General features: G+C 64.3%; 28 protein-coding genes and 1 tRNA gene. 11 read left to right on the top strand and 18 right to left on the bottom strand.

Annotation, left to right across the window (positions count from 1 at the left end; genetic code table 11):
- Nucleotides 1-90: 90 nt before the first annotated feature.
- Nucleotides 91-1980 carry a monovalent cation:proton antiporter-2 (CPA2) family protein gene (locus ACTRWG_RS08375; protein ID WP_462829212.1) on the top strand — a complete coding sequence of 630 codons (1890 nt, stop codon included), beginning with the start codon at nucleotides 91-93 and terminating at the stop codon, nucleotides 1978-1980.
- A gap of 50 nt (nucleotides 1981-2030) precedes the next feature.
- Here ACTRWG_RS08375 and cobT read toward each other — a convergent pair whose 3' ends face one another.
- Nucleotides 2031-3047, bottom strand: coding sequence for a nicotinate-nucleotide--dimethylbenzimidazole phosphoribosyltransferase (gene cobT, locus ACTRWG_RS08370; protein WP_027236943.1), 1017 nt, complete (start codon nucleotides 3045-3047; stop codon nucleotides 2031-2033).
- Between the two features lie 101 nt (nucleotides 3048-3148).
- Here cobT and cobS point away from each other — a divergent pair, with 101 nt between their 5' ends.
- Nucleotides 3149-3904 (top strand): adenosylcobinamide-GDP ribazoletransferase, encoded by a 756-nt coding sequence (gene cobS / locus ACTRWG_RS08365; RefSeq protein ID WP_027236942.1) that lies wholly within the window; start codon nucleotides 3149-3151, stop codon nucleotides 3902-3904.
- An 18-nt stretch (nucleotides 3905-3922) separates the two neighbouring features.
- On the opposite strand, the gene ACTRWG_RS08360 is transcribed toward cobS, so the two are convergent.
- The 6 genes from ACTRWG_RS08360 to ACTRWG_RS08335 all read right to left on the bottom strand — a co-directional run bounded on the left by ACTRWG_RS08360 (nucleotide 3923) and on the right by ACTRWG_RS08335 (nucleotide 9951).
- Nucleotides 3923-4696: a potassium channel family protein gene (locus ACTRWG_RS08360; RefSeq protein ID WP_027236941.1), complete on the bottom strand. Its 774-nt coding sequence runs from the start codon at nucleotides 4694-4696 to the stop codon at nucleotides 3923-3925.
- 116 nt (nucleotides 4697-4812) lie between these two features.
- Nucleotides 4813-5322, bottom strand: a complete 510-nt coding sequence (locus ACTRWG_RS08355; RefSeq protein WP_027236940.1) for a CarD family transcriptional regulator — start codon at nucleotides 5320-5322, stop codon at nucleotides 4813-4815.
- A 300-nt stretch (nucleotides 5323-5622) separates the two neighbouring features.
- Nucleotides 5623-5961 (bottom strand): ferredoxin FdxA, encoded by a 339-nt coding sequence (gene fdxA / locus ACTRWG_RS08350; RefSeq protein ID WP_027236939.1) that lies wholly within the window; start codon nucleotides 5959-5961, stop codon nucleotides 5623-5625.
- Nucleotides 5962-6023: 62 nt separating this feature from the next.
- Nucleotides 6024-6398, bottom strand: a complete 375-nt coding sequence (locus tag ACTRWG_RS08345; protein WP_027236938.1) for an RNA-binding S4 domain-containing protein — start codon at nucleotides 6396-6398, stop codon at nucleotides 6024-6026.
- Between the two features lie 7 nt (nucleotides 6399-6405).
- Nucleotides 6406-9357: a helicase-related protein gene (locus ACTRWG_RS08340; protein WP_027236937.1), complete on the bottom strand. Its 2952-nt coding sequence runs from the start codon at nucleotides 9355-9357 to the stop codon at nucleotides 6406-6408.
- A gap of 27 nt (nucleotides 9358-9384) precedes the next feature.
- Entirely contained in the window at nucleotides 9385-9951 is a 567-nt protein-coding gene (locus tag ACTRWG_RS08335) for a tetratricopeptide repeat protein (protein ID WP_027236936.1), read from the bottom strand.
- A gap of 100 nt (nucleotides 9952-10051) precedes the next feature.
- On the opposite strand from ACTRWG_RS08335, the gene ACTRWG_RS08330 reads away from it, so the two are divergent.
- The 5 genes from ACTRWG_RS08330 (at nucleotide 10052) to ACTRWG_RS08310 (ending at nucleotide 13992) form a co-directional block, all read left to right on the top strand.
- On the top strand, nucleotides 10052-10342 hold the full coding sequence (locus ACTRWG_RS08330) for an SCP2 sterol-binding domain-containing protein (protein WP_027236935.1): 291 nt from the start codon (nucleotides 10052-10054) through the stop codon (nucleotides 10340-10342).
- On the top strand, nucleotides 10342-11304 hold the full coding sequence (locus ACTRWG_RS08325) for an alpha/beta fold hydrolase (protein ID WP_260027864.1): 963 nt from the start codon (nucleotides 10342-10344) through the stop codon (nucleotides 11302-11304). The genes ACTRWG_RS08330 and ACTRWG_RS08325 overlap by 1 nt, the downstream gene beginning before the upstream one ends.
- Before the next feature lie 160 nt (nucleotides 11305-11464).
- Nucleotides 11465-13285: a M3 family oligoendopeptidase gene (locus ACTRWG_RS08320; RefSeq protein WP_462829211.1), complete on the top strand. Its 1821-nt coding sequence runs from the start codon at nucleotides 11465-11467 to the stop codon at nucleotides 13283-13285.
- Complete coding sequence (locus tag ACTRWG_RS08315) at nucleotides 13285-13767, top strand: GNAT family N-acetyltransferase (protein WP_051357817.1); 483 nt, start codon at nucleotides 13285-13287, stop codon at nucleotides 13765-13767. Before ACTRWG_RS08320 ends, ACTRWG_RS08315 begins: the two co-directional genes overlap by 1 nt.
- A complete protein-coding gene (locus ACTRWG_RS08310) occupies nucleotides 13768-13992 on the top strand; it encodes a hypothetical protein (RefSeq protein WP_027236931.1) in 225 nt (74 codons plus the stop codon).
- Nucleotides 13993-14017: 25 nt separating this feature from the next.
- Here ACTRWG_RS08310 and ACTRWG_RS08305 read toward each other — a convergent pair whose 3' ends face one another.
- The 3 genes from ACTRWG_RS08305 to ACTRWG_RS08295 form a co-directional block, all read right to left on the bottom strand.
- Complete coding sequence (locus ACTRWG_RS08305; protein WP_027236930.1) at nucleotides 14018-14287, bottom strand: DksA/TraR family C4-type zinc finger protein; 270 nt, start codon at nucleotides 14285-14287, stop codon at nucleotides 14018-14020.
- A 536-nt stretch (nucleotides 14288-14823) separates the two neighbouring features.
- Nucleotides 14824-15720, bottom strand: a complete 897-nt coding sequence (gene rpoH / locus ACTRWG_RS08300) for an RNA polymerase sigma factor RpoH (RefSeq protein WP_027236929.1) — start codon at nucleotides 15718-15720, stop codon at nucleotides 14824-14826.
- 161 nt (nucleotides 15721-15881) lie between these two features.
- On the bottom strand, nucleotides 15882-16907 hold the full coding sequence (locus ACTRWG_RS08295; protein WP_027236928.1) for an RluA family pseudouridine synthase: 1026 nt from the start codon (nucleotides 16905-16907) through the stop codon (nucleotides 15882-15884).
- On the opposite strand from ACTRWG_RS08295, the gene ACTRWG_RS08290 reads away from it, so the two are divergent.
- Nucleotides 16906-17211 carry a DUF6476 family protein gene (locus tag ACTRWG_RS08290; protein WP_027236927.1) on the top strand — a complete coding sequence of 102 codons (306 nt, stop codon included), beginning with the start codon at nucleotides 16906-16908 and terminating at the stop codon, nucleotides 17209-17211. The two genes, ACTRWG_RS08295 and ACTRWG_RS08290, sit on opposite strands and share 2 nt — an antisense overlap.
- Nucleotides 17212-17221: 10 nt before the next feature.
- On the opposite strand, the gene ACTRWG_RS08285 is transcribed toward ACTRWG_RS08290, so the two are convergent.
- A complete protein-coding gene (locus ACTRWG_RS08285) occupies nucleotides 17222-17803 on the bottom strand; it encodes a hypothetical protein (protein WP_027236926.1) in 582 nt (193 codons plus the stop codon).
- A 165-nt stretch (nucleotides 17804-17968) separates the two neighbouring features.
- Between ACTRWG_RS08285 and ACTRWG_RS08280 the strand changes: the two genes are divergently transcribed.
- Nucleotides 17969-18328 (top strand): hypothetical protein, encoded by a 360-nt coding sequence (locus tag ACTRWG_RS08280; RefSeq protein ID WP_027236925.1) that lies wholly within the window; start codon nucleotides 17969-17971, stop codon nucleotides 18326-18328.
- 196 nt (nucleotides 18329-18524) lie between these two features.
- Here the strand turns inward: ACTRWG_RS08280 and ACTRWG_RS08275 are convergent.
- Both ACTRWG_RS08275 and ACTRWG_RS08270 read right to left on the bottom strand, forming a co-directional pair.
- Nucleotides 18525-18601: transfer RNA gene (locus ACTRWG_RS08275), tRNA-His, on the bottom strand.
- A 184-nt stretch (nucleotides 18602-18785) separates the two neighbouring features.
- Nucleotides 18786-19283: a GNAT family N-acetyltransferase gene (locus ACTRWG_RS08270; RefSeq protein ID WP_027236924.1), complete on the bottom strand. Its 498-nt coding sequence runs from the start codon at nucleotides 19281-19283 to the stop codon at nucleotides 18786-18788.
- An 89-nt stretch (nucleotides 19284-19372) separates the two neighbouring features.
- Here ACTRWG_RS08270 and ACTRWG_RS08265 point away from each other — a divergent pair, with 89 nt between their 5' ends.
- On the top strand, nucleotides 19373-19558 hold the full coding sequence (locus ACTRWG_RS08265) for a DUF6324 family protein (protein ID WP_027236923.1): 186 nt from the start codon (nucleotides 19373-19375) through the stop codon (nucleotides 19556-19558).
- Nucleotides 19559-19849: 291 nt separating this feature from the next.
- On the opposite strand, the gene ACTRWG_RS08260 is transcribed toward ACTRWG_RS08265, so the two are convergent.
- The 5 genes from ACTRWG_RS08260 to ribB form a co-directional block, all read right to left on the bottom strand.
- Nucleotides 19850-20332, bottom strand: coding sequence for an MmcB family DNA repair protein (locus ACTRWG_RS08260; protein ID WP_036797822.1), 483 nt, complete (start codon nucleotides 20330-20332; stop codon nucleotides 19850-19852).
- Between the two features lie 354 nt (nucleotides 20333-20686).
- A complete protein-coding gene (locus ACTRWG_RS08255; RefSeq protein WP_027236921.1) occupies nucleotides 20687-21016 on the bottom strand; it encodes a hypothetical protein in 330 nt (109 codons plus the stop codon).
- A 171-nt stretch (nucleotides 21017-21187) separates the two neighbouring features.
- Nucleotides 21188-21670, bottom strand: coding sequence for a transcription antitermination factor NusB (nusB, locus tag ACTRWG_RS08250; protein ID WP_027236920.1), 483 nt, complete (start codon nucleotides 21668-21670; stop codon nucleotides 21188-21190).
- Nucleotides 21667-22218, bottom strand: a complete 552-nt coding sequence (locus ACTRWG_RS08245; protein WP_027236919.1) for a 6,7-dimethyl-8-ribityllumazine synthase — start codon at nucleotides 22216-22218, stop codon at nucleotides 21667-21669. The genes nusB and ACTRWG_RS08245 overlap by 4 nt, the downstream gene beginning before the upstream one ends.
- 1 nt (nucleotide 22219) lies before the next feature.
- A complete protein-coding gene (gene ribB / locus ACTRWG_RS08240) occupies nucleotides 22220-23347 on the bottom strand; it encodes a 3,4-dihydroxy-2-butanone-4-phosphate synthase (protein ID WP_027236918.1) in 1128 nt (375 codons plus the stop codon).
- Between the two features lie 194 nt (nucleotides 23348-23541).
- Here ribB and ACTRWG_RS08235 point away from each other — a divergent pair.
- Nucleotides 23542-24542 (top strand): proline racemase family protein (locus tag ACTRWG_RS08235; protein ID WP_462829210.1); only part of this gene is annotated, 1001 nt, incomplete at its 3' end.

Raw genomic sequence — 24542 nt, 5'->3', positions numbered from 1 at the left:
TGCCCCAGGCAGGCGTTGAATTGCCCTAACCGCGCACCGCAGCTGCCAAAGCCATTGCCAAGGTACCGGCGCGCTTGCGATACCTTCTGTATGGAAGAGTTTTTTTATCAGGCAACCGTTTATCTGGCGGCCGCTGTCATCGCGGTGCCTCTGGCCGCACGTCTCGGCCTCGGCTCTGTGCTGGGCTACCTGGCGGCGGGCATTGCCATTGGCCCGGTGCTTGGCCTGACCGGCACCGAAACCGAAGACCTGCGCCATTTTGCCGAGTTCGGCGTCGTCATGATGCTGTTCCTGATCGGGCTGGAACTGGAGCCGCGCACGCTGTGGGCGATGCGGCACAAGCTGCTGGGCTTGGGCGGCATGCAGGTTTCCCTGTCCACCCTTGCCCTGATGGGGGCTGCCATGGCCATGGGCCAGCCCTGGCATGTCAGCCTTGCCATCGGCCTGGCGCTGTCGCTCTCCTCCACCGCGATCGTGCTGCAGACCCTGTCGGAGAAGGGGCTGATGCGGACCGGCGGCGGCCGCTCAGCTTTTTCGGTGCTGCTGACCCAGGACATCGCGGTGATCCCGATTCTGGCTTTCCTGCCGCTGCTCGGCTCATATGCGATCCCGCAGTTCTCCAGCGACGGCTCCATCAGCCTCGAAGGCGACAACCATGGCGCAGGTCACAGTTCGCTGTCGCTGGTGGACGGGCTGCCCGGCTGGGCCGTGGCACTTGTGACCCTCGCGGCCATCGCCTTTATCATCCTGGCAGGCATTTACCTCACCCGGCCGCTGTTCCGCTTCATCCACGCCTCCAACCTGCGCGAGATGTACACCGCGCTGGCGCTGATGATCGTTGTCGGCATCTCCTTCCTGATGACGCTGGTCGGCCTGTCGCCGGCGCTTGGCGCGTTCCTGGCGGGGGTGGTGCTGGCCAACACGGAATTCCGGCACGAGCTGGAAAGCGACCTTAACCCCTTCAAGGGGCTGTTGCTGGGGCTGTTTTTCATCACCGTCGGCGCAGGCATCGACTACCGCCAGTTCCTGGCCGACCCGGCCGACCTGATCGGCCTGGCAGCGCTGGTGATCTTTGCCAAGGGTGCGGTCCTGTTTGCCGTTGGCCGGGCCTTTGGCCTGCGCCGCCGCGGGCTGTGGCTGTTTACACTCAGCCTGGCCCAGGCTGGTGAATTCGGCTTTGTGCTGCTCGCGTTCTCCCGCCAGCTCAACGTCATTCCGGCGGCGCTGTCGGAAAAGCTGCTTTTGGTGATTGCGCTGTCGATGCTGATCACGCCGCTGCTGTTTATCCTCTATGACCTCCTGTCCAAACGCATGGGCGAGGCCCGCCAGGAGCACGAGCCGGACGAGATCGACGAGGAAGGCCCCGTCATCATCGCGGGCATCGGCCGCTTCGGCCAGATCGTCAACCGGCTGGTGCAGGCCAGCGGCTTCAAAACGGTGGTGCTGGACCATGACATGGAAGCGGTGCAGCTGATGCGCCGCTTCGGGGTCAAAAGCTTCCTCGGCGACCCGACCCGCCCGGAACTGCTGAAGGCGGCAGGCATCGCCAAGGCCAAGGTGTTCGTGGTGGCGCTTGATGACCCCGAAGGGGTGGTCAAGATGGTATCCTATGTGCGCCGCGCCTATCCGGACCTGCATATCATCGCCCGCGCCAAGGACCGCAACCACGTCTATGAGCTGTATAAGGCCGGCGCCGACGACATCGTGCGCGAGCTGTTCGACAGCTCGGTGCGGGCGGGCCGCTACGTGCTGGAGAACGTCGGCCTCACCGAGTACGAGGCGGCGCAGGCGGCGCAGACCTTCTATGGCCATGACCGCCAGAACCTTCGCGACTTGGCCGAGCACTGGATCCCGGGCGTGCCCGCAAGCCAGAACCCGGCCTATATCGAACGGGCGCGGGAACTGGAAAAAGCCATCGAAAGCGCGATTTTCGAGATGGCAGAGCGCAAGCGGAAGAAATCCTCCGAAGCCGCCGAATGAAAAAGCCCCGGCGCAGGCCGGGGCTTGGTTTTGCAGGGCCAGTCACGCGGTCAGCCGTCTGAGACCCCCGCCTCGGCAAAAGTCGCCATGCCGCTGTGGCAGGCAATCGCGCCTTTCAGCACCTGGATCGCCAGCGCCGCACCTGAGGCCTCGCCCAGCCGCAGGCCCAGCGACAGCAGCGGCTGCTTGCCCAGTTTTTCCAGCAGCGCCCGGTGGGCGCCCTCAGCGCTTTGATGGCCTGCCAGCGCGTGGTCCAGCGCGCCGTCTGCGGTTTGCAGCAGGCAGGCGGCAGCGGCGCAGCAAATGAAGCCGTCCAGGATCACCGGGATGCGCAGCACCCGGGCCGCGGCAATAGCGCCGGCCATGGCGGCAATCTCGCGCCCGCCGAGGCAGGCCATCGCATCCAGACCGTCCCGGATGGCGTCTTTGTGCAGCGCCACGCCTTCGGCCACCACCCGGGTTTTGCTGGCAAGACCGGCGTCATCCACGCCGGTGCCGCGCCCGGTCCAGTCCGCCGCCTCACCGCCGAACAGCGCACAGGCCAGCGCCGCAGCCGGGGTAGTGTTGCCAATGCCCATTTCGCCAACCACCAGCAGGTCAGCGCTCGGATCCACCGCATCCCAGCCTGCCTGCAGGGCGGTCAGCAGGTCTTCTTGGGTCATCGCCGGGCCCTGGGTGAAATCGGCGGTCGGCCGGTCCAGCTCCAGCGCGTGCACATCCATGCGGGCGCCTGCCAGCCGGGCCAGCTGGTTGATCGCGGCCCCGCCGTGTTCGAAATTGATCACCATCTGTGCGGTGACCTCCGGCGGAAAGGCCGAAACGCCCTGGGCCGTCACCCCGTGATTTCCGGCAAAGACAATCACCTGCGGCGCGGAGATTTCGGGCCGGCCGCTGCCGCGCCAGCCGCCGTACCAGACGGCCAGATCCTCCAGCCGTCCCAGCGCGCCCGGCGGTTTGGTCAGCTGGCTGTTGCGCGCGGCAGCCCCCTGCAGCGCGGCCTGATCCTGGGCCGGCGCGTCGGCCAGTGCGGCGCGGAAATCATCAAGAGAGGAAAGCTGTGGCAGCATGTGAAAGCCTCGTTGCATCTGAGCGGGTGACGCGGATAAAGCGGTTGGCAATCTGTTTAACCGCTGGCGGCAGTGCCGCAAGCCCCGCAATAGGCCCGTAAATGCGAAAAAACGACATTCAGGCAAATGACGTGGCTTTGGCACTGGTGCTGCTGACCCGGCTGCCGCTGCCGCATCTGCCCGCTGCGACTTTCCAGCGCCAGGCCAAGGCTGTCTGGGCGTTTCCGCTGGCGGGCCTCGCGGTCGCCCTGCCCGCGGCGCTGCTGGCCGCGCTGGCGCTTGCTGCGGGCCTGCCGCCTGCGGCGGCGGCGGGGCTGGCGCTGGCGGTTCAGGTGATGCTGACCGGCGCCATGCACGAAGACGGGCTGGCCGACACCGCCGACGGGCTGTGGGGCGGCTTCGACCGCGCGCGGCGCCTGGAGATCATGAAGGACAGCCGTATCGGGGCCTATGGGGTGATTGCGCTGATCCTGGGGTTCGGCCTGCGCTGGTCTGCTGTGGCCGCCTTGCTGCAGGTTGCAGCCCCCTGGCCCCTGGTGGCGCTGGCAATGATGAGCCGGGCGGTGATGCCTGCACTGATGGCGGCGCTGCCCAATGCGCGCACTGCAGGTCTTTCGCAGACTGTGGGCCGCCCCCGCGCCCTGCCTTGTCTTTTGGCGGCGTTTCTTGCAGTTTTGCTGTCACTGCCGCTGATTGGCGCAGCGGCCCTGGGCACCGCCCTGGCAATGGGCGTGGCTGCCTTGGGCCTCGGCGCGCTGGCCAAGGCCAAGATCGGCGGCCAGACCGGTGACATTCTGGGCGCGTCGCAGCAGGTTGCCGAGATTGCCGGGCTGCTTACGCTGCTGGCGCTGAGCTAGCCGCCCGTCCAAGACCGGTTATTCCAAACCGGGCGTCGGGATCTTCAGCTTGGCACCGCAATGCTTGCAATGCACCGCGTCGGCTTCATGGCGCAGCAGCCCGCATTCCCGGCAGGTGTAATGCACTTTTTGCGGCTGAAACAGCGTCTGCGCCAGACGCACGAACAGCGCCACGCCCACGGCCATTACAAACACCGAGAACAGCTTGCCCGCGGGTGTCGTCATCGTGATGTCGCCGAACCCGGTGGTGGTGAGCGCCGCCACCGTGAAGTAGAGCGCGTCGATATAGGGCGTTTCCGTGACGTGGTCGTCAAAGAAGAACACCAGCACGGCCGCGGCGGTCACAAAGATGAAAACCAGAAGGTTGATGGCCGCGATCACCGCGTCCTCGTGGCGGCGGAAGATCTTGCTGTCCCGGCGCAGATCGCTCAGCAAATGGTAGGAGTGAATGAGCCGCAGCCCCCGCAGGACCCGCAAGAAGGCCAGGTTGCCGGCCAGGAACGGCTCCAGCAGCAGCGACAGGATCACCACGATATCGGCAAGCGTGTAGATGCGCAGCAGCAGCTTGCGCGGGCTGGAGGCGATCCACAACCGGGCTGCAAGGTCCAGCAGGATGACAAGGCCAACGGCAATGCTGAATCCGATCAGGACCGGCCCGTGGTGCAGATGGGCTGTCGCCAGGAAAAAGGCAATCGTCAGCCCGTCGAACAGGATCAGACCATAGCGGAAGGCCACCGCCCCGCGGGCGCGTCCCAGGTACAACCCTTTTACCAAATCCCGGAATTCGTCCATCTGCGCCTCCCGGGCCAACTAAAAGGCAAAGCTTCGCCGCCCGCAACCGCCGGCCTGAATGCAAAGAAGCCGCACCCGGGGGCGCGGCTTCTGCTGATGAATACTATCCGCAGGGATCAGGCAGCGCGAGAGGTCAGAACCTCATCCACCTGCTTGGCGGCAGCAATCTCGTCGTTGCCGGAGACGGCGGCCACTTCGCGGGTCAGGCGCTCAAGCGCGGCTTCGTACAGCTGGCGCTCGGAGTAGCTCTGCTCGCGCTGATCATCGGTCCGGTGCAGATCGCGCACCACCTCGGCAATCGAGATCAGGTCGCCGGAGTTGATCTTCTGCTCATATTCCTGGGCGCGGCGCGACCACATCGCGCGCTTCACCTTGGCCTTGCCCTTAAGCGTCTTCATCGCCTGCTCGATCACATCGGGCGAGCTCAGCGAACGCATCCCCACTTCGGTCGCCTTATTGGTCGGCACCCGCAGGGTCATCTTGTCCTTTTCAAAGGTGATCACGAAAAGCTCCAGCGCAAAGCCGGCCACTTCCTGCTCCTCGATCGAGATGATCTGGCCAACGCCATGCGCCGGGTAGACCACGTAATCATTGGGGCGGAATTCGAGCTTCTTCGACTTGGTCATACAGGTTTTTCCTCACTCACAGCCGGGCGGCACCGGCATTAACGCGAAAAAGCACCCGGCTCCGGCCAGTTCATTTTGACCAGTCCCCGGGACATTTTTCTCCGCAGAAATACCGCCCGAAGTGCGCACCGCTTGAGGCGTGCGCCGGGGGCGGACTCCGATTGTTTATGTCTATTGTGGCTCGAGTATATCATAAAAAAGGGCCGCCCGAAAGGCAGCCCGCTGGCCAGGAGACGTAAAATCCAAATGCAATGCGGCGATTTTCCGCACAATTGCGGCATCGCCGCGCTAGGCAGGGAATCAGCCGCCTTCGCCGGGCGCCTCGGAGAAATACTTCTCCATCTTGCCTTCTTCGCCGTCGCGTTCTTCGGCGTCGGGCAGCGGGTCCTTCTTGGACACGATCACCGGCCACATTTCGGAGTATTTGCGGTTGAATTCAACCCACTTGTCCATGTCCGGCTCGGTGTCCGGACGGATCGCATCCGCCGGGCATTCCGGTTCGCAAACGCCGCAGTCGATGCATTCGTCGGGGTGAATCACCAGGGTGTTCTCGCCCTCGTAAAAGCAGTCCACCGGGCACACCTCGACACAGTCGGTGTATTTGCAGGCGATGCAGTTTTCCGTCACGACATAGGTCATAGTACCGAGTCCCGTTATCCGTTTGCGCCTAGCTAATCCAGACCGGCGAAGGCTTCAAGCCGTCAAAGGGTATCCTGCTTGCGAGTAAGATCAAGCGCCCTGCGGGCTTTTTTGTCCGGGCGGCCTTTTCCTTCGAACTTGGGATTGGCCGGAATTTTTTCCTGCTTCTCCGTCATGTCGAAATACAGCGCCTGCGCTTCCGGCGCCGGGCCGCGGCGCTCGCCGGTGCCCTCTACCCGCACCACGCGGATCACCTTGCCCTGGGAAAAGGTCAGAACGTCTCCGGGAGAGACGTTCTGAGCCGGTTTCAATGCCTTGGTGCCGTTGACGCGCACATGGCCCGCACTGACCTGTTTGGCGGCCAGGCTGCGGGTCTTGAAAAACCGCGCAAACCACAGCCACTTGTCGATGCGGATCTTGGGCGCGTCCCCGGTCATGGCCGGGTCAGTCGCCCTGTTTCAGCCCCATCAGCGCAGCGGCAAAGGGGTTGTCCGGGTCGATCTGCTTTTCCTTCTTGGCGGGACGCGAGGAATAGGTCTTGGCGCCCTTGTCCTGGCGCGGACCGCCCTTGCGGCCAGGCTTGCCGCGGCCGCCTTCGCCACCGGCTTTGCCGCCGCGCGGTTTGCCCTTGCCGCCCGGCTTGTCGTCGCCCTGCGCACGGCGGTTCTGCTGGCGCTGGCCGCCCTGGCGTCCGCCCCGGGTGCCGCCCCAGGTGAAGGTGTAGAAGACCTCCATTTCCGGCGCGTCCACGGCGGCATCGGCCGCTTCGCCAACCGGGGTTTCATCCGCAGCGGTCTCCGGGACCGGCGCCTCTGCCACCGGCTCGGCCGGTTCCTCGGCCACCGGAGCAACGCCTGCATCCTCAATCGCTTCGGTGCCTTCCGGCACATCTGCGGGGGCAGTTTCGCCATCTTCGACCGGCGCGGCAGCGGGCGTGTTCTCGACCTCAGCGGCGGCGTCCATCACCGGCTTGTCTTCGGACGGGGTGCCGGTTTCGGTGACAACGGCGTCGACCGGCTTGACCTTCAGGCGCTCGCCCTTTTCGGCTTTGTAGCCCAGGCCCTGCATAAGGTCGGCGAACTGGTCCAGCGTCATGCCGGTGATCGACAGCATGTCAGCCTTGGCTTCAAAACCGCCGCGGCTGTCTTCGCCGCGCAGCATGTCGGCCAGACGCTCCAGCATGTCGATGCGGATCATCCGCTCGCCTGCCGCACGGTAGCCGCACATGGTGTCATAGCCTTCGGGCGCGTCCTTGATCGACGGCACGGTGACCAGACCCGGGGGCGGCGCCTCCGGGAAGTCCTGCAGGCCATTGGCCAGCGACCACAGCACCAGGCGCAGACGGGTCGGCGCGGGCTTCAGCAGCAGCGGCATGAAGATGGTGAACTGGCCAAAGCGGATGCCATGCTTGCGCAGGGCGCCGCGGGCGTCCTGGTCCAGGTCCTTGACCTCTTGCGCAACGCCTGCACGCGGCAGCACGCCGAGGTTTTCGACCATCCGGAAGGCAAAACCGCGGGCCAGGCCGGACAGCTCTTCGTCCTTCTGCAGGTTCAGCAGCGGCTCGAACAGAGCGTTGATCTTGCGGGTGATGAAATGCAGCAGGCGGCGCTCAACCTTCTGGGCGACATCAGGCCCCGCCGCTTCGTCGACGAACACCTCGATCTGCGGGCTTAGCGCGTCTGCGCCAGCCACCAGCTTGCCCACCGCATCGCCGCCCCACATCAGGCCGCCCTGTTCGGTAAAATCGATCTCGGTATCAGGCGCGTTATAGAACCGGTCCGCACGCAGATGGAATTGCGGCGCCAAAGCCTGCAGCGAGGCCGCTTTCAAGGCTTTTGCCTCGGCACCCTGCGCACCTTTGTCCGGGCTGAACCGGAACCCTTCCAGACGGCCGACGAATTCGCCTTCGACCGTCACTTCACCCTTGTCATTCACTTCGGCCAAAAGGGCCTCCTTCTGTTTGAGCCGGCGCAGAAGCACGGATGTGCGCCGGTCCACAAATCGCTGAGTCAAGCGCTCGTGCAGCGCGTCTGACAATCTGTCTTCTACAGCGCGCGTCTCCCCGCGCCAATGGCTTTCGTCACGCAGCCAGCCATTCCGCTGCGCGACATATGTCCACGTCCGGATAAAGGCCAGACGCTTGGACAGGGTATCTATGTTGCCGTCGGTCCGGTCAATCCGCTTGATCTGGCGGGCCATCCAGTCGTCCGGCACCACGCCGCCGCCGTGAAGGTGCTCGAATATAACGCCCAGAAGCGACGAATGTTCCGCATGGCTGATGCCGCGGAAGTCCGGAATCCGGCACACGTCCCACAGCAGTTTCACCGATTGCGCATTGGTGGTGCGGGCGATGATGGAGGATTCGCGCGACAGCATTTTCAGCGCGCCCAGGTCGTCGGCCTCACGCGCCTTGGTCAGGTGCTCGTTCGAGGGGCTTGATTCGAGCGAGTTGATCAGCGCCTCAACCGTGCCGAACTGCAAGTCCGCTGAGCGCCAGTTGAGCTTTTTCAGCGGCGTGAACTGGTGGTTCATGATGGCCGAGGCGGTGCCCTCGTCCAGCGGCCGGGCATCACCGGTGACGCCGAACGTGCCGTGGCTCATCCCCCGGCCTGCGCGGCCTGCGATCTGCGCCAGCTCATTGGGGGCCAGCGGGCGCATCCGGCGGCCGTCGAACTTGGTGGTGGAGGAAAACGCCACATGATCGATGTCAAGGTTCAGCCCCATGCCGATGGCATCGGTGGCGACCAGATAGTCGACCTCGCCATTCTGATACAGCGCCACCTGGGCGTTGCGCGTGCGCGGGGACAGCGCCCCCATCACCACCGCTGCGCCACCCTTCTGGCGGCGGATCAGCTCGGCAATTGCATAGACGTTATCAACAGAAAACCCGACAATCGCGGTGCGCTGCGGCATCCGGCTTATCTTTTTCGAACCTGCATAGACCAGATCGGACATCCGCTCGCGGCGGTGGAATTCGACACCCGGCACCAGTGCCGAAATCGGCCCGCGCATGGTGTCAGCCCCCAGGAACAGCGTCTCCAGCGTGCCGCGGGCCCGCAGCAGCCGGTCGGTGAAGACATGGCCGCGCTCCGGGTCGGCGCACAGCTGGATCTCGTCGATCGCCAGGAAGTCGCAGCCCATGCCCTCGGGCATCGCCTCCACGGTGCAGATCCAGTACTGCGCCCGCGGCGGCACAATGCGTTCCTCGCCGGTGACCAGCGCCACGACGGAGGGCCCGCGGGCGGCAACCACCTTGTCATAGACCTCCCGCGCCAGCAGGCGCAGCGGGAACCCCATCACACCGGTGCGGTAGCCCAGCATGCGTTCGATGGCGTAATGGGTTTTGCCGGTATTGGTCGGGCCCAGAACGGCCACGATCCGCGATGCGCTTGCCATTGCTTCAGCCCCCGCCCCCGAAAGGGCTTAGAGTTCCCTGCCCTCGACCGAGGGCTTCAGACGTTCGAGGGCGCTGCTTACTTCCTCGTGGTGCGGATGTATAGCCTTGGCGCGCAGGTAGGCCTGATAGGCGCGCTCAGGCTCACGGAACTGTTCGAACAGCGCGCCCAGCGCGTAGATGGCGTTGTAATCCCGGGGATTCAAGGCCAGCGCGCGCTCTAGGTCGGCAACTGACGGGCCGTAAAGCCCCATCGCGAAATAGACCCGCGCGCGCTCATACCAGCCCCGGGCGAATTCCGGCGCATGATCTGTCAGCGCCGTCAAATGCTCCGCCGCCTGCTGCAAATCCCCGCGCTCCATCGCGTCGGTGCCGCGCCGCAAGAGCAGGTCCATCGACGGCGAGCCGCTCCTCGCCCACAGCGCCTGAAGCTCGCGGTCAATCGCCGCAGCTTCCGTTGCTTCGGCCAAGGCCAGGTCTTGCAGCAGCACATCGGCAGACAGGCCCTGGGCCATAGCCTGCCCGGGCAGGAAAAAGGTGACTGCGGCCGCCGTTGCCGCCACGATAGCTTTGAGCTTTGGGAAATTTGCCAGCATGATGCCCCCAGTGTAATCCCGCGCGCCGCATTTTCCAGTATTGGATGCACATGCTTCACAGGTTTGTGCTATAAGCGCGCAAAACAGATTGAGGACCGATATGAGCGTTACCCTTGAACAGGCGGCAGAGGCCCTGAACGGCAAACTGGACGCAGGCGAATTCGATTCCACTGCGAAATTCCAGATCGAAGGCCTGGGCGCCATCATGCTGGACGGCGCCGGCGCCCGTGTCGGCGACGAAGAGGCGGATGTGACCATGACCGCGGACGCCGATACCTTCCAGTCGATCCTGGACGGCGAGCTGAACCCGACCGCTGCCTTCATGTCCGGCAAGCTGACCATCGACGGCGACATGGGTGCCGCGATGAAGCTGGCTTCGGCACTGGCCTGATGGACGGCGCCCCGGTGGAGCTGCAGCCTGCACCCCTGTTCGCGGAGATCGCGCAGGGGCCTGCAAATGGCGCGGCCCATTGGGTGCAGACCACTGACGGCCTGCGCATCCGCGCAGGCCATTGGCGTCCTGAGGGGGCGGGCAAGGGCACGGTCCTGCTGTTCCCCGGGCGCACCGAATATGTTGAGAAATACGGGCTGGCCGCGGCAGAGTTTGCCGCCCGCGGCTTTGCCACCCTGACGGTGGACTGGCGCGGCCAGGGGCTGGCCGGGCGGATGCTGGCCGAACGCAGGCTGGGCCACGTGGGCCATTTCACCGATTTCCAGAAAGACGTGAAGGCGCTGGCGGCGCTGGCGGAACAGCTGGAGCTGCCCAAGCCCTGGTTTCTGGTGGGTCATTCCATGGGCGGCGCCATCGGCCTGCGGGCGCTGATCGAAGGGCTGGACGTGAATGCCTGCTGCTTCACCGGCCCGATGTGGGGCATCCAGATCCCGCCGCTGATGCGCCCGCTGGTGCGCGTCCTCAGCGGCATCGCGCCCTATCTGCGCCTGCACGAGCGGCTGCTGCCGACCACCGCGCTGGAGCAATATGTCCAGATCACCCCGTTTGAAGGCAACACGCTGACCACCGATCCGGAGATGTACCGGATGATGCATGCCCAGCTGGCGGCGCAGCCGGACCTTGCGCTTGGCGGTCCCACCATCCAATGGCTGCGCGTCAGCCTGGAAGAATGCGCCTGGCTGGCGCAGCAGCCCTCTCCTGCCCTTCCCTGCATCACCTTCCTGGGCACCGAAGAGCAGATCGTCAACTGCGAGGCGATCCACGACCGCATGGACCGCTGGCCCGGCGGCGAGCTGGACCTGATCAAGGGCGGCCAGCACGAGGTGATGATGGAAACCCCGGACATCCGCGCCCATGTGTTTTCCCGCATGTGCCGTCTGTTTGAGCAGCACGGCGGCTGACACCCCGCGGCATCCCGTTGCCCGTCCAGCGCGCGCCCCTTTTACCCGGCCGTTACCCGGCTCTGTCATTCTCCTGCGCTGATCCGCCCCCGGCTGCTTGTGATCCCGCAAGCCGCCGCTTAGATGTTGGGTCAAAGCATTTCTCATGACAGGAGCCCCCATGTTCCAGCTTCCCTTCCCCGTCCGCGACGCAAACGCCACCGCCGGTTCCGGCGGCCTCGGCAACTTGCCGGAGTGGGACCTCAGCGACCTTTACACCTCAGAGGACGCCCCCGAACTGGCCCGCGATCTGGACTGGCTGGAGCAGGAATGCGCTGCCTTTGCCGCCGATTACGAAGGCAAGCTGGCGGATCTCGATGCAGACGGGCTGCTGGAATGCGTGCAGCGCAACGAGAAGATCAACAACATCGCCGGCCGCATCATGTCCTTTGCGGGCCTGCGCTATTACCAGCTGACCACCGACGCGGACCGCGCGGCTTTCCTGTCGGACTGCCAGGAAAAGGTGACCATCGCCACCACCCCGCTGGTGTTCTTCACGCTGGAACTGAACCGCATCGAAGATGACGCGATGCAGGCGCATCTGGACGCCAATGCTGAGCTCGCCCGCTATGCCAGCGTGTTCCGCCGCATCCGCGCGATGAAGCCCTACCAGCTGTCCGATGAGCTGGAGAAATTCATGCATGACCTTGGCATCGTCGGCGACGCCTGGGAAAAGCTGTTTGACGAAACCGTCGCGGGCCTGACCTTTACCGTCGATGGCGAAGAACTGAACATCGAAGGCACCCTGAACCTGCTGACCGAGCAGGACCGCAGCAAGCGCGAGGCCGCGGCCCGCGAGCTGGCGCGCGTGTTTGGTGAAAACATCAAGACCTTTGCTCGCGTCCACAACACGCAAGCCAAGGAAAAGGAAATCATCGACCGCTGGCGCGGCATGCCCAGCCCACAGACCGGCCGCCACCTCTCCAACGATGTGGAGCCCGAAGTGGTCGAAGCGCTGCGCGAGGCGGTGGTTGCCGCCTACCCCAAGCTCAGCCACCGCTACTATGAGCTGAAGCGCAAATGGCTGGGGCTGGACGTGATGCAGGTCTGGGACCGCAACGCGCCGCTGCCGCTGGAGGACACCCGCACCATTGGCTGGGACGAGGCCGAAAAAACCGTCATGGAGGCCTACAACGCCTTTGATCCCCGCATGGGCGAGATCGCCGCGCCGTTCTTCTCCGACGGCTGGATCGACGCAGGCGTGAAACCCGGCAAGGCCCCCGGCGCCTTTGCCCATCCGACGGTCACCAACGTGCACCCCTATGTGATGCTCAACTACCTGGGCAAACCGCGCGACGTGATGACCCTGGCGCACGAACTCGGCCACGGCGTGCATCAGGTGCTGGCGGCGGATCAGGGCGAGATGCTGTCTTCCACCCCGCTGACGCTGGCGGAAACCGCGTCTGTCTTCGGTGAGATGCTGACCTTCCGCAAGATGCTGGACAAGGCTGAAACCAAAGAGCAGCGCAAGGTGCTGCTGGCGGGCAAGGTCGAGGACATGATCAACACGGTGGTGCGCCAGATCGCTTTCTATGACTTTGAATGCAAACTGCACGAAGCCCGCGCCGGGGGTGAGCTGACACCGGATGACATCAACGCCATCTGGATGTCGGTGCAGGCGGAATCGCTCGGCCCGGCATTTGATTACATGGAAGGCTATGAGACCTTCTGGGCCTACATCCCCCACTTCGTGCATTCGCCCTTCTACGTCTATGCCTATGCCTTCGGCGATGGCCTCGTGAACGCGCTCTACTCGGTCTACGCCGAGGGCGGCGAAGGGTTCGAGGACAAGTATTTCGAGATGCTCAAGGCGGGCGGCTCCAAGCACCACAAGGAGCTGCTGGCGCCCTTCGGTCTTGATGCCACTGACCCCAAGTTCTGGGACAAGGGCCTCAGCATGATTTCCGGCTTCATTGATGAGCTGGAGGCGATGGAGGACTGATGCGCCTCTCCCTGCGTGCGGTGGCCCGCAGCGAATTTGATCTGGTTTCCCGCATCCAGGTGGAACCGGATCAGGTGCGGTATTCCGGCACGGTGGCGCAGGCGTTTGAAGAGAATGAGGAAGGCGTGGATTTTCACGCCATCCTCGACAGCAGCCGCGCGGTGGGCTTCTTTAAGATCGACCGGCTGTATCACGAGACCTATGAGTTTGCCCAAGCGGATGAGCTGGGCCTGCGCGCCTTTATGATCCACAGCGATGATCAGGGCAAAGGTTATGCCACCGCAGCCGTGGCGGCACTGAAAGCCTACCTGCCCGCCTGCTACCCTGACCGCCGCGCTGTGGTGCTGACGGTCAACATGCAGAACCACGGCGCCGTCCGCTGCTACCTGAAGGGCGGTTTTGCCGATACCGGCGGCATCAACCCCCACGGTCTCGCCGGCCCGCAGCACATTCTGCGGATGGGCCTCGCGGCGGAGCGCTAGGTGGCCGGGAAGGATAATTTCAGGGACCGTTTCCGCCCCTTCTTTGCCTGGGTGCGCGCGCATGTGCCGCGCGGGCTGAGGCTGCTGCTGGGCATCCTGCTGATTGTTGGCGGGGTGTTCGGGTTTCTGCCGGTCCTCGGCTTCTGGATGATCCCGCTTGGCGTGCTGGTCGCCGCCATGGACATCAAGCTGATCCGCCGGTGGCTGCGGCGCAGACGGCGGTAAGAGCGCGACCAATCGCAGGCAGCGCTTATTTCAGCTGGCTGTCCTTGGAGCCGCGCCGGTTGATGCCGCTGCGCGACTGATGCGCGCCGTCGCGTTCCTGCTGGCAGTCGATGCACAGCTTCACGCCCGGGATGGCCGCGCGGCGCTTCTCGGGGATCGGCTCCTCGCACTCGGCGCAATGGGTCAGGCTTTCGCCCACCGGGCGTTTCTGCGCCTTCAACCGTGCCAGCTCATCATTGATCGAGGCTTCGATCTGCTCATTCACCGCACCATCCTGTGCCCAGCCGCCTGCCATGGCTCCTCCTCCTGTGCCAGAGGATGTGAATGTAGGGCCGGACAGCCGCCCTGACCAGTGCCCTGCGGCGGCAATATCCGAGCAAATCTGTCAACTATATGATTTTATTACATTTTCCATTGACGACCCGCTTATTCCCCGATACACAGAATGCAGAAATTGCAAGCAAGCCAGACTCACCAGGCCGCAAGCAGCCAGCGCACCAGCCATCCTCCGGGACAGCCAGACCGCCAGCGACGCCCGCCACCAGAGTGATTTCAGCCAGCCACGCGCCAGCCCCTCAGCCAGCAATTCCGCCAGCCCTCCCCATCCAGCTTGAGCGCACCCAGCCCCGCAGCAGCCAGCCACGCGCCAGACAGGTTATCCTGCCAGCATCCGCCAGCCTTTCAGGTCAGCCAGACTGACCCAATGTTTCGCGCGCGAAACATTGGGGAAACACTCCTGCCGTAAAGCCAGCACAACGGCCAGCAGCCCGGCGCACGAAAAAAGGCGGTGCCGCGGCACCGCCTTTGACTATTTTCCGCGGGAAACTGCGGTCAGACGCTGGACAGCATGCCCTTTTCGCTCGCCAGTTCACGCATTTTCTTCTGCAGCTTTTCGAACGCCCGCACTTCGATCTGGCGGATGCGTTCACGGCTGACATTATACTGCGAGCTCAGATCCTCGAGCGTCACCGCCTGATCCATCAGGCGGCGCTGGGTCAGGATGTCCTTCTCGCGGTCGTTCAGCACATCCAGCGCCTCGGCCAGCAGCTCGCGCCGCGCCTCCAACTCATCGCGGGCCTCGTAATCGCTGGCCTGGTCGGCGTCCTCATCCTCCAGCCAGTCCTGCCACTGCATGGTGCCCTCGCCCTCGGAGCCGACAGTAGCGTTGAGCGAGGCGTCGCCGCCGGACATGCGGCGGTTCATCGAGATCACCTCGTCCTCGGTCACGCCGAGGTCGGTGGCAATCCGCTTGACGTTCTCGGGGCGCAGGTCGCCGTCTTCCAGCGCGCCGATGCGGGCCTTGGCTTTGCGCAGGTTGAAGAACAGTTTCTTTTGCGCCGAAGTGGTGCCCAGCTTCACCAGCGACCAGGACCGCAGAATGTATTCCTGGATCGAGGCGCGGATCCACCACATGGCATAGGTCGCCAGGCGGAAGCCCTTTTCGGGGTCAAAGCGTTTCACAGCCTGCATCAGGCCGACGTTCGCCTCGGAGATCACTTCGGCCTGCGGCAAGCCATAGCCGCGGTAGCCCATGGCGATCTTGGCCGCGAGCCGCAGATGGGATGTTACCATCTTATGGGCCGAGGCCGCATCCTGTTCCTCCACCCAGCGCTTGGCCAGCATATATTCCTCTTCCGGCTCCAGCAGTGGAAACTTGCGGATTTCCTGGAGATACCGGTTTAGGCCGCCTTCGGGCGTCGGGGCAGGCAGGTTTGCATAATTCGCCATCTAAAGTGTCCCTCCCAAAATGTATAAGGACTTAACATTAGCGCATATGTGTTAGCGCTAAGCCCTTTTCAAGGACCGCTTGTGGAATTCTTCTATGTTAGCGCCGCCGCTGCCGTCTGTGAATTGCATCACAGGGCTGAACACACATATTTGCTGGTAGTTTACTGGCGCAAAGCAGCCAGCAAATCCGCCATATCCTGCGGCAGCGGCGCATCAAATCTGAGTGACTCGCCGGTAACCGGATGGGCAAACCCCAAAACCGCGGCATGCAGTGCCTGGCGCGGAAACGCCTGAACCGCGGCCTGCGCCGCCTCGCTCAAGGCCTTGGCGGGCAGTTTGCGGCGGCCGCCATAGGTGGGATCGCCCACCAGCCCGTGCCCGGCATGGGCCATATGCACCCGGATCTGGTGGGTGCGGCCGGTTTCCAGCCAGCATTCAATAAGCGCCGCGCAAGGCGGGGTGCCGAAGCTTTCGCAGATGCGCGCGCGGGTCACCGCGTGGCGGCCGCCCTGGAACAGCACTGCCTGCCTCTGACGGTCGGTCTTGTGCCGGGCCAGCTGGGTGGTGAGCTTAAGGATATTTCCGGGCTCAAAGCTCGCCCCCTTGACGCCGCGCAGGCGCGGGTCGTTGCCGTCCGGAACCCCGTAGCAGACCGCCTGATAGTAACGCTCCACCGTGTGCTTTTCGAACTGCGCAGCCAGCCCCTGATGCGCGGCATCGGATTTGGCAACCACCAGCAGACCGCTGGTCTCCTTGTCGATGCGGTGCACGATGCCCGGGCGCTTGACACCGCCGACGCCCGACAGGTTGCCGCCAAAGTGATGCAGCAGCGCGTTGACCAGCGTGCCCGAAGGCGAACCCGGCGCCGGATGCACCACCATGCCCGCAGGTTTGTTGATCACGATCAGGTCGTCGTCTTCAAAGACGATCTCCAGCGGGATGTCCTCGGGGCCGATGTGGCTGTCTTCGGCCTCCTCCACCTCGATCGCAATCAATGCACCGGCCTCAACCTTGGCCTTGGCGTCCTGAACCACGGCGCCGTCGACCGTCAGCGCGCCCTCCTCGATCAGCCGGGCCAGACGGGTGCGCGACAAAGACGCCTCCTCTGGCACATCGCGCGAAACCGCTTTATCAAGCCGCTTAGGCGGGTTTTCCGCGATGACAAACTCAATCCGGCGGCTGCCCATGACTGATCCTTCCGAGACCGAAATCCAAACGGAGCCGCCGCAGATCCGGTTCCTGCGTAGGCTTGTGACCACGCTGACCGTGGTGATGATTGGCGGGCTTGTAGTGATAATCTCGCTGCTTGTCATCCGCCTGCAGGCAAGTGATGTGCCGCTGCCCGCGGAAATCGCCCTGCCCGCCGGGGCGGAGGCTGAGGCGGTGACGCTGGGCCGGGACTGGATCGCGGTGGTCAGCCAGGACAACCGCATCCTGATCTATGACCGGGAGACCGGTGAATTGCGCCAGCAAGTGCAGATCAAGGACTAAGCCGCCCGGCTCAGGACCGCAGCAGCACCTTGTTGGAATCGATTGCCGCGGCGATCTGGGCGTATTGGGTCTGCCGCTCCTGCGCGGTCTCCGCACTGCGCAACAGGACAGTGGCGGCTTCTTCCAGAATGCGGGTAGCCTCCTGATTGACCGCAGCCTGGACTGAGGCGCGCACCGGAGTGAGCGGCCGGGCAGTGCGTTCTGCCGGGTCAGTTGCGCTGGAGACGGTGACCCGGCGCCGGTCGGGATCGCGGTTCTGGCGGGCCAGCCGCTTGAGCCTGCCGGAGGTGTCCTCCAGCACGCTGCGCACCTCATCGTAGTCGGTGCCTTCGGGAATACCGCCCGCTGCAGCCTCAAGCCGTTCGGACAGGCAGTCGACCTGAAGGGCCGAATCGCCGGTGGCGCGGCAGAAGGCCTTGGCCGCCGCCAAGGTTGCCAGCAGCTCCGCCAGAAAGGCGGCCGAGCCGAACTCCCCGGCCGGCACCACGACCGTATAGACAAACGTCCCCGGGCTTTGTGCCAGGGCCGGCGCGGCAGTCAGGCCCAGGCAGGAAACCCCTGCGGTCAATGTCTTGGCGATTGATTTCAGCATCTCGTAACCCCTGCTGCAGCGCTGAGAGCACCCGCCGCCGCCCGCTCCGCGCAGCGGCATTGCGCGGCATCTTGCCGGAACAACGCGGCCCGGTATCTGCGATATTGCCCGGTGCTCAGCCGTTAACTAATCTGAATACGTTCCTAATCATAAGGTTGTTTATCCATGTATACCAGTATCTTGCAGGCGGCCACGCTGATAATTCCGCTCGCCTTCGCCGGTCAGGCGGCTTTTGCCCAAGCAGCGGGTCCGGCCCTGGATGAGGCCAAGCGCCGCCTGGCCTGCGGCGCCGGGGTGCCGGTTTCCGCCAGCTATCTTCCGGACGGTTCGCTGCAGGTGACGTGCCAGGCCACAGGCGCCGAAACCGTGGCCCAGAACAACACCAACGGGATGCCGCAGACCGGTCTGTCGGCTGGAGCCACCGCCGGGGTGGTCGCGGGCGCGCTGTTTCTGGTTGTGATTGCCGACGACGATGACGGCACCACCACAACAACGACAACAACCACCACAAGCACGGCCGATTGAGGCCGAGGCCGGCCGCTGGTTCAGGCAGCGGCCGGCCTGCTTTACGGCGCCGGGCGCCCCGGCATTGATGCCCTTACACGCCGCCGCACCGCCTGCCGTGTGCCGCCGTAAATGTCAGCAGCAACAGCGCAAAACCGAAGGACCGCCCGGCAACTGTGCTCGAAGCGTTCTGACTGGCAATTTCTTTTAAGAGAGATGGTACCGCCTCCCCGGCTTGAACGGGGGACCTCTGGATCCACAATCCAGCGCTCTAACCAACTGAGCTAAGGCGGCACTGAGGGGGCATTTATAGCACGTCCCAGAGGCACGCAAGAGGTTTTTTCACGTTTCCGCCGCAGAAAACAGCGGCTGCTGAAATTCTGATGCAGCGCCTTGTGCGGCCTGCCGCAGCCGCCCGGGAGTTATCCACAACCGGTTGCAATTACACCCGAATCCGGCGCAGCCTACCCTGCTTCGGCTAAGCGCCTGAAGAGTCAAATGACAGGCGCCAGGTCTGTTCCACAAGGTCCTGGCCGTAACTGCGCACCGGACGGCTGCCGGTCAGCTGCCAGCCAAAGGCCTGGTACAGGGCGCAGGCCGTGCGGTGGCTTTCATGGGTTGTCAGCATCATGCCCCGGTACCCTGCGGCGCGGGCAAATCCCATGCACTCACGCAACAGCCGCTTGCCCAGCCCCTTGCCGCGCGCCTCGGGCGTCAGCAGGAACAGCCGCAACTGCGCGGTCTGGTCGTCCTTCTTCATGCAGAACACCGTGCCCAGCCGCTCGCCGCGGCTTTCCGCCATCCAGCCCCGTTCGCAGCCCGGATCATGGCCCGCGCAAAAACTGTGCAGGATGTCGGCGACCAGCGGTCCGAAGGTCTCGTCAAACCCGGCCTCGCGGGCATAGAGATCCTGGTGGCGGGCCACCAGCCATTGCATGTCGGTCGGGGCGAATCGGCGCAAGGTCACATCCGTCATACCCCCAGTGTAGCGCAAACGCGGCTTGCCTTTCAGCGTGCGGCGGGCTAGCACCGGCTGCATTCCGCTGACCGGCTAGGGAGTGCAAGATGAGTATCAACACCGAACGCGACGTCGAGGCAAACCTGCAAATCGGCCCGACCGATCAGGGCATGGTGCGGATCTTCATTGAAGCCGGCGGCACCGAAATCCCGATGGACTTCGATCCGGAAGAGGCTGACGAGATCGCCGACGAAATCCGCGCAGCAGCCCAGGCAGCGCGCAGCATCACCTGATCCAGGCCGCCAGAACCGCCGCGCCTGTTTTCAGGCCGGTGTTCAGTCCTGGAGCCTGTTCACTCAAACCGGACGATTGCTCCGGGCTGTCTCCGGCCCGGACTTTGCGACCGGTGCAGCTGACAATCGTGACGTGGCGCGCGATCCCCGCACGCAGACTGCCGTTGCCTGACGGAGCGGGTCCGCAACCGCCGGCAGGGCGCCGAAGGCGCGCTGCCGGGCCCAAGGCTGCCAAGGGGGCCCGGCGCAGCCGGGGCACCTGCGGGCGCGGGAGCCCCCGCCCCTCCGCCCTCACATATCCGGCGTTTCCTTCCCTGCTCCACCGAGCAGCAGACCGTCCTTGCCCGGGACCGGATCGCGCAGGAATTGCAGGCGGCGTGCGGCGTCCATGGCGAACTTTTGCACCAGCTTCTTGCGCCGGGCGGGCGGCAGCTTATCCTCCGGCGCCATGCGGATGATTTCCGCGTCATAGGGATCAGCGATGATCAGCCCCGTGCCGCCCGGCAGCAGTTCGGCGGGAAAATCCATATCCACCGCCCAGAAATAGCGGTCGCACCATTCCAGATAGCCTTCCCATTTGCTGTCAGCCTGGAAATCAGCGCGGCTGGATTTGCATTCGATGACCCAAAGCTCCCCCTTCGGCCCCAGCGCCATCACGTCCACCCGCAAACCGCGGGCGGGCACGAATTCCTCCAGCGGCGCGTATCCGAGCGAGCGCAGATAGCGCGACACCCCGCGGGCCAGTTTTTGTCCAGGCTGCAAATCTTCCATCATGGGCGCGAATGTGAACAATTGGTGAACAAATTGCAATCCCGCGGTTTTGCCCGGAAATGACGAAGCCGGGCCTTGCGCCCCCTTGTAACGAAGGACCGGGCAGCTTACTTACGGCCTTGGCGGGTTCTGCCCTTCTCGTGACAGGCAGCATTCCGGTGGCCTTAAGCAATTCCGAGGGAGCTGGCTCTGTCCGGATCCTGGTCCGTTTACCTGGCGCCCACCTGTATATACAGGTCCTCGGGAATCAAAGCCGCACGGTTGACTGGTGGTCCCGCCGCTTCTCCCCCCTTTACGCAAAAGAAATCCGCGCCCTCCGTCAGGAAAGCGCGGTTCGGATGTCCGTATGTCTGCGGGTCAGCGGCGGGCGCGCAGCTGGCGCTGTACCTGAGACGGCTTTTCAGCGGGCACTTTGACCGGCTGAAAGTCATTCACCACAGGCGTGCCGCGGCGGGGGCCGCCGTCTTTCTCAGCCATCGCCATCACCGCCCAGGCGAACTGCACCCCGGCAAAGACGATGCCATGCATGAACCAGAGCAGGAACACCGCCAGCAGCCCCGCATCCGAAGCGGTGACCAGCGACCAGAGGTTCATCACATTGAACCACAACAGAACCGCGACAAAGGCAGCGGCGATTCCAAAGCCGATCACAACATTGCGGATATACATCTTAACCAGTTCAGGCATCTGAGTCCTCCAGAATTGCAAATTGAGGTTATCAGCCTTTGCAGCGCCGTCCAGCGGTTCCGGAGGGGATGAGCGGAATTTGTCGCACCCTTTGCGAACCGGTTGCCCCTGACGCAAAAAAGCGCGCCCTGCGGCGCGCCTTTTCAACTTCGAAACCCTTACCGGACAGCCTCAGAACGCTTCCGGCTTGGCTTCACGCGCCATGTGGTCGAGCACGGCATTGACGAACTTCGGCTCCTTGCCTTCGGGAAAGAAGGCGCGGGCGATGTCGACGAACTCGTTGATCACCACCTTGGGCGGGGTGTCGGACTGGGTCAGCTCAGCCCCCGCCGCGCGGAACAGCGCCCGCAGGGTCGGGTCGATCCGGGCAATCGGCCATTTCGCCACCAGGGCGCGGTCGGTCATCTGGTCGATCCGGGCCTGATGGTTCACGGCCTCGCGCACCAGCTTGCGGAAGACCTTGGTGTCGCCTTCCGCCATTTCGTCACCTTCGTAGACAGCGCCGAACCGGTGGTCCTCGAACTCGACGATCACCTGGTCAAAGGTCTGGCTGCTCTGCTCCATCTGGAACAGCGCCTGCAGCGCATAAAGCCGCGCTGCCGATCTCATTTGATTCTTGCCATTGCCCTTGGGGCGGCTGTCCTGGGTGCTCATGCGCTGGTGGATCCGTTGTCTGTACCGGCAATCTGATACGCCCCTGCGGGCGCCTTGAAGCCGATGCCTTTGGTCTGGGCGCCCCACTTACGCGTGAGAGCGATCAGATGCAAGGCCGCAGCTGCCGCGCCGCCGCCTTTGTTCTGATCGGCAGTATCTGCGCGCACTTCCGCTTGCTTGCGGTTTTCCACGGTCAGGATGCCGTTGCCGATGCACAAGCCCTGCAGGCCCATCAGCTGAATCGCGCGGGAGCTGTCGTTGCAGACGGTGTCATAGTGGGTGGTCTCGCCGCGGATCACGCAGCCCAATGCCACGTAGCCGTCGAAGTTGGACGTGCGGTCGGCAATCGCTATCGCGGTCGGCACTTCCAGCGCGCCGGGCACTTCGACAACCTCGAATGTGCCGCCTGCGGCCTCGATCTCGGCGGCGGCGCCTGCGACCAGATTGTCGGCAATATCCTTATAGTAGGGCGCGACAACGATCAGCAGCTTCACCGGCTTGTCGAACTCGGCCCGCGGCAGGGTGTAATGGGTTTCATGTCCGGCCATATCAGGAGTCCTTCAGAATGGGGCGGCTGCCGGTGATGGACAGGCCATAGGCGTCCAGCCCGACGTATTTGGTCGAGGGCGAGTCGGTCAGCAGGACCAGCTCATGCAGGCCCAGGCCCGACAGGATCTGGGCACCGATGCCGGTCTGCTTGATGGTCACGGTGCGCGGGCCTTCGTCCTCATTGGCATAAAGCGCATTGCGCGGCTGGCGGAACAGGGTCACCACACCGCGGCCCTCTTCGGCAATGATCTCCATCGCGCGCGGCAGCTGGCGGGCTGACTTGGGGCCGAGACCCAGGATATCTGTCGCCTCATGCAGTGCGTGGGTCCGCACCAGTACCGGCTCTGGCGTGGTAATGTCGCCCTTGATCATCACCACATGCTCAATACCGTGGGTCTGATCGGTAAACAGCCGCATTTCCCACTCGCCGCCGATTTCCGAAGTCACGGTCTCGCGCGAGGTTTCCACCACCAGGTTGTCGTTGCGGGCGCGGTAGGTGATCAGGTCGGAAATGGTGCCGATCTTCAGCCCGTGCTTTTGCGCGTATTCGACCAGATCGGGCAGCCGCGCCATGGTGCCGTCTTCCTTCATGATCTCGCAGATCACCGACGACGGGTAATGGCCCGCCAGACGCGCCACATCGCAGCCGGCCTCCGTGTGGCCTGCACGGACCAGCACTCCGCCCCGGCGCGCGCGCAGCGGGAAGACATGGCCGGGGGTGGCGATGTCGGCGGCGGTCTTCTCCGGATCGATGGCGGTGGCCACGGTCAGCGCGCGGTCGGCGGCGGAAATGCCGGTGGAGACGCCCTCGCGGGCCTCGATCGACACGGTAAAGGCGGTTTCGTGGCGCGAGGAGTTGTGCAGCGCCATCATCGGCAGGCCCAGCTCCTCGATCCGCTCCGCGGGCATCGTCAGGCAGATCAGCCCGCGGCCGTGGGTGGCCATGAAGTTGATCGCGGCGGCATCGGCGTGCTGCGCCGGGATCACCAGGTCGCCTTCGTTCTCGCGGTCCTCGTGGTCGACAAGGATGAACATGCGGCCCTGGCGGGCCTCTTCGATGATCTCTTCAATCGGGCTGATTGCATCGCGCAGTTGCGCCTCAACCGGCCCCGGTGTTTCAAAGCTCATATGGCAGCCTTTCGATGTGCGTGGGCAGCACGCCTGGCACTGCGGGTTCTTTCCCAGCCAGATAGCCCAGGCCGGCAGCAAATGCCAGTCCCGCAAACGGCAACAAGGGGTCTGGACGCGCCCTGTGCATCTGTGCACAAGTTGCTTTGGATCCAATCTCAGAGTCAAGCATCAATGGGTTGGGAGGACCAGACATGCGCGCATCCCGCATACTGCAGGCGGTCGAGGCTCATGCCGAGGGCGAGCCGGGCCGGGTGATCACCGGCGGCATGCCCCTGCTGCGGGGCAATTCGGTGTTCGAGAAGATGCAGGACATGGCCGCCAACCATGACGACATCCGCCTCACGATGCTGCGCGAGCCGCGCGGCAATCCCGGCCTGTGCGGCAATGCCATCGTGCCGCCCTGCCACCCGGAGGCCGATGCGGGTTTCATCATCTTCGAGCAGACAGAGTACCCGCCGATGTCCGGCTCCAACACGATCTGCGTGGTGACGGTGCTGCTGGAGACCGGCATCGTGCCAATGACAGAGCCGGTGACGGAGCTGGTGCTGGAGGCCCCTGCCGGGCTGATCCGGGTGCGGGCTGACTGCCGGGACGGCAAGGTCACACGGGTGGCATTCAGGAACGTGCCCGCCTTCGCCGTGCATCTGGATGCGCAGGTGGAGGTGGCGGGGCTCGGCACTGTCAGTGTGGATGTGGCCTGGGGCGGCATGTTCTTTGTGCTGGCCGGGGCCGAACGCCTGGGTGTCGCGCTGGACGCGGACAACGGCGCGGAGATTGTGCGGGTTTCGGAAGCCATCCGCCACGCCGCCGCGGAGCAGCTGCCCGTGGTGCATCCCGAAAACCCTGAGATCACCGGTCCGACGATCACCAACCTATGGGGGCTGCCGGTGGCGGAGGGCACCCACGGGCGCGGGGCAATTACCATTTCCACCGGCCCCTTCAACCCGGAGCGCCCGCAGGATGCCAGCGGTATCCTCGACCGCTCGCCCTGCGGCACCGGCACCTGCGCCAAGATGGCGGTGCTGCATGCGCGCGGGCTGCTGGGCATCGGGCAGGACTATGCGAACGCCGGGCCGCTTGGCACCACCTTCACCGGGCGGATTGTCGAGGAGACGCAGGTGGGGCCGTACAAGGCCATTGTCCCGACACTGTCCGGTCAGGGCTGGATTTATGGCCTCTCCAGCTACACGCT

It is taken from the genome of Leisingera sp. G5_S3_59_S7 (assembly GCF_054968485.1).
This window is presented reverse-complemented; position numbering and strand designations above follow the sequence as displayed.

Coding starts and splice junctions, on each gene's coding strand:
- ACTRWG_RS08375 (WP_462829212.1), top strand. CDS start 91: ATGGAAGAGTTTTTTTATCAGGCAACCGTTTATCTGGCGGCCGCTGTC.
- cobT (WP_027236943.1), bottom strand. CDS start 3,047: ATGCTGCCACAGCTTTCCTCTCTTGATGATTTCCGCGCCGCACTGGCC.
- cobS (WP_027236942.1), top strand. CDS start 3,149: ATGCGAAAAAACGACATTCAGGCAAATGACGTGGCTTTGGCACTGGTG.
- ACTRWG_RS08360 (WP_027236941.1), bottom strand. CDS start 4,696: ATGGACGAATTCCGGGATTTGGTAAAAGGGTTGTACCTGGGACGCGCC.
- ACTRWG_RS08355 (WP_027236940.1), bottom strand. CDS start 5,322: ATGACCAAGTCGAAGAAGCTCGAATTCCGCCCCAATGATTACGTGGTC.
- fdxA (WP_027236939.1), bottom strand. CDS start 5,961: ATGACCTATGTCGTGACGGAAAACTGCATCGCCTGCAAATACACCGAC.
- ACTRWG_RS08345 (WP_027236938.1), bottom strand. CDS start 6,398: ATGACCGGGGACGCGCCCAAGATCCGCATCGACAAGTGGCTGTGGTTT.
- ACTRWG_RS08340 (WP_027236937.1), bottom strand. CDS start 9,357: ATGGCAAGCGCATCGCGGATCGTGGCCGTTCTGGGCCCGACCAATACC.
- ACTRWG_RS08335 (WP_027236936.1), bottom strand. CDS start 9,951: ATGCTGGCAAATTTCCCAAAGCTCAAAGCTATCGTGGCGGCAACGGCG.
- ACTRWG_RS08330 (WP_027236935.1), top strand. CDS start 10,052: ATGAGCGTTACCCTTGAACAGGCGGCAGAGGCCCTGAACGGCAAACTG.
- ACTRWG_RS08325 (WP_260027864.1), top strand. CDS start 10,342: ATGGACGGCGCCCCGGTGGAGCTGCAGCCTGCACCCCTGTTCGCGGAG.
- ACTRWG_RS08320 (WP_462829211.1), top strand. CDS start 11,465: ATGTTCCAGCTTCCCTTCCCCGTCCGCGACGCAAACGCCACCGCCGGT.
- ACTRWG_RS08315 (WP_051357817.1), top strand. CDS start 13,285: ATGCGCCTCTCCCTGCGTGCGGTGGCCCGCAGCGAATTTGATCTGGTT.
- ACTRWG_RS08305 (WP_027236930.1), bottom strand. CDS start 14,287: ATGGCAGGCGGCTGGGCACAGGATGGTGCGGTGAATGAGCAGATCGAA.
- rpoH (WP_027236929.1), bottom strand. CDS start 15,720: ATGGCGAATTATGCAAACCTGCCTGCCCCGACGCCCGAAGGCGGCCTA.
- ACTRWG_RS08290 (WP_027236927.1), top strand. CDS start 16,906: ATGACTGATCCTTCCGAGACCGAAATCCAAACGGAGCCGCCGCAGATC.
- ACTRWG_RS08295 (WP_027236928.1), bottom strand. CDS start 16,907: ATGGGCAGCCGCCGGATTGAGTTTGTCATCGCGGAAAACCCGCCTAAG.
- ACTRWG_RS08285 (WP_027236926.1), bottom strand. CDS start 17,803: ATGCTGAAATCAATCGCCAAGACATTGACCGCAGGGGTTTCCTGCCTG.
- ACTRWG_RS08280 (WP_027236925.1), top strand. CDS start 17,969: ATGTATACCAGTATCTTGCAGGCGGCCACGCTGATAATTCCGCTCGCC.
- ACTRWG_RS08270 (WP_027236924.1), bottom strand. CDS start 19,283: ATGACGGATGTGACCTTGCGCCGATTCGCCCCGACCGACATGCAATGG.
- ACTRWG_RS08265 (WP_027236923.1), top strand. CDS start 19,373: ATGAGTATCAACACCGAACGCGACGTCGAGGCAAACCTGCAAATCGGC.
- ACTRWG_RS08260 (WP_036797822.1), bottom strand. CDS start 20,332: ATGATGGAAGATTTGCAGCCTGGACAAAAACTGGCCCGCGGGGTGTCG.
- ACTRWG_RS08255 (WP_027236921.1), bottom strand. CDS start 21,016: ATGCCTGAACTGGTTAAGATGTATATCCGCAATGTTGTGATCGGCTTT.
- nusB (WP_027236920.1), bottom strand. CDS start 21,670: ATGAGCACCCAGGACAGCCGCCCCAAGGGCAATGGCAAGAATCAAATG.
- ACTRWG_RS08245 (WP_027236919.1), bottom strand. CDS start 22,218: ATGGCCGGACATGAAACCCATTACACCCTGCCGCGGGCCGAGTTCGAC.
- ribB (WP_027236918.1), bottom strand. CDS start 23,347: ATGAGCTTTGAAACACCGGGGCCGGTTGAGGCGCAACTGCGCGATGCA.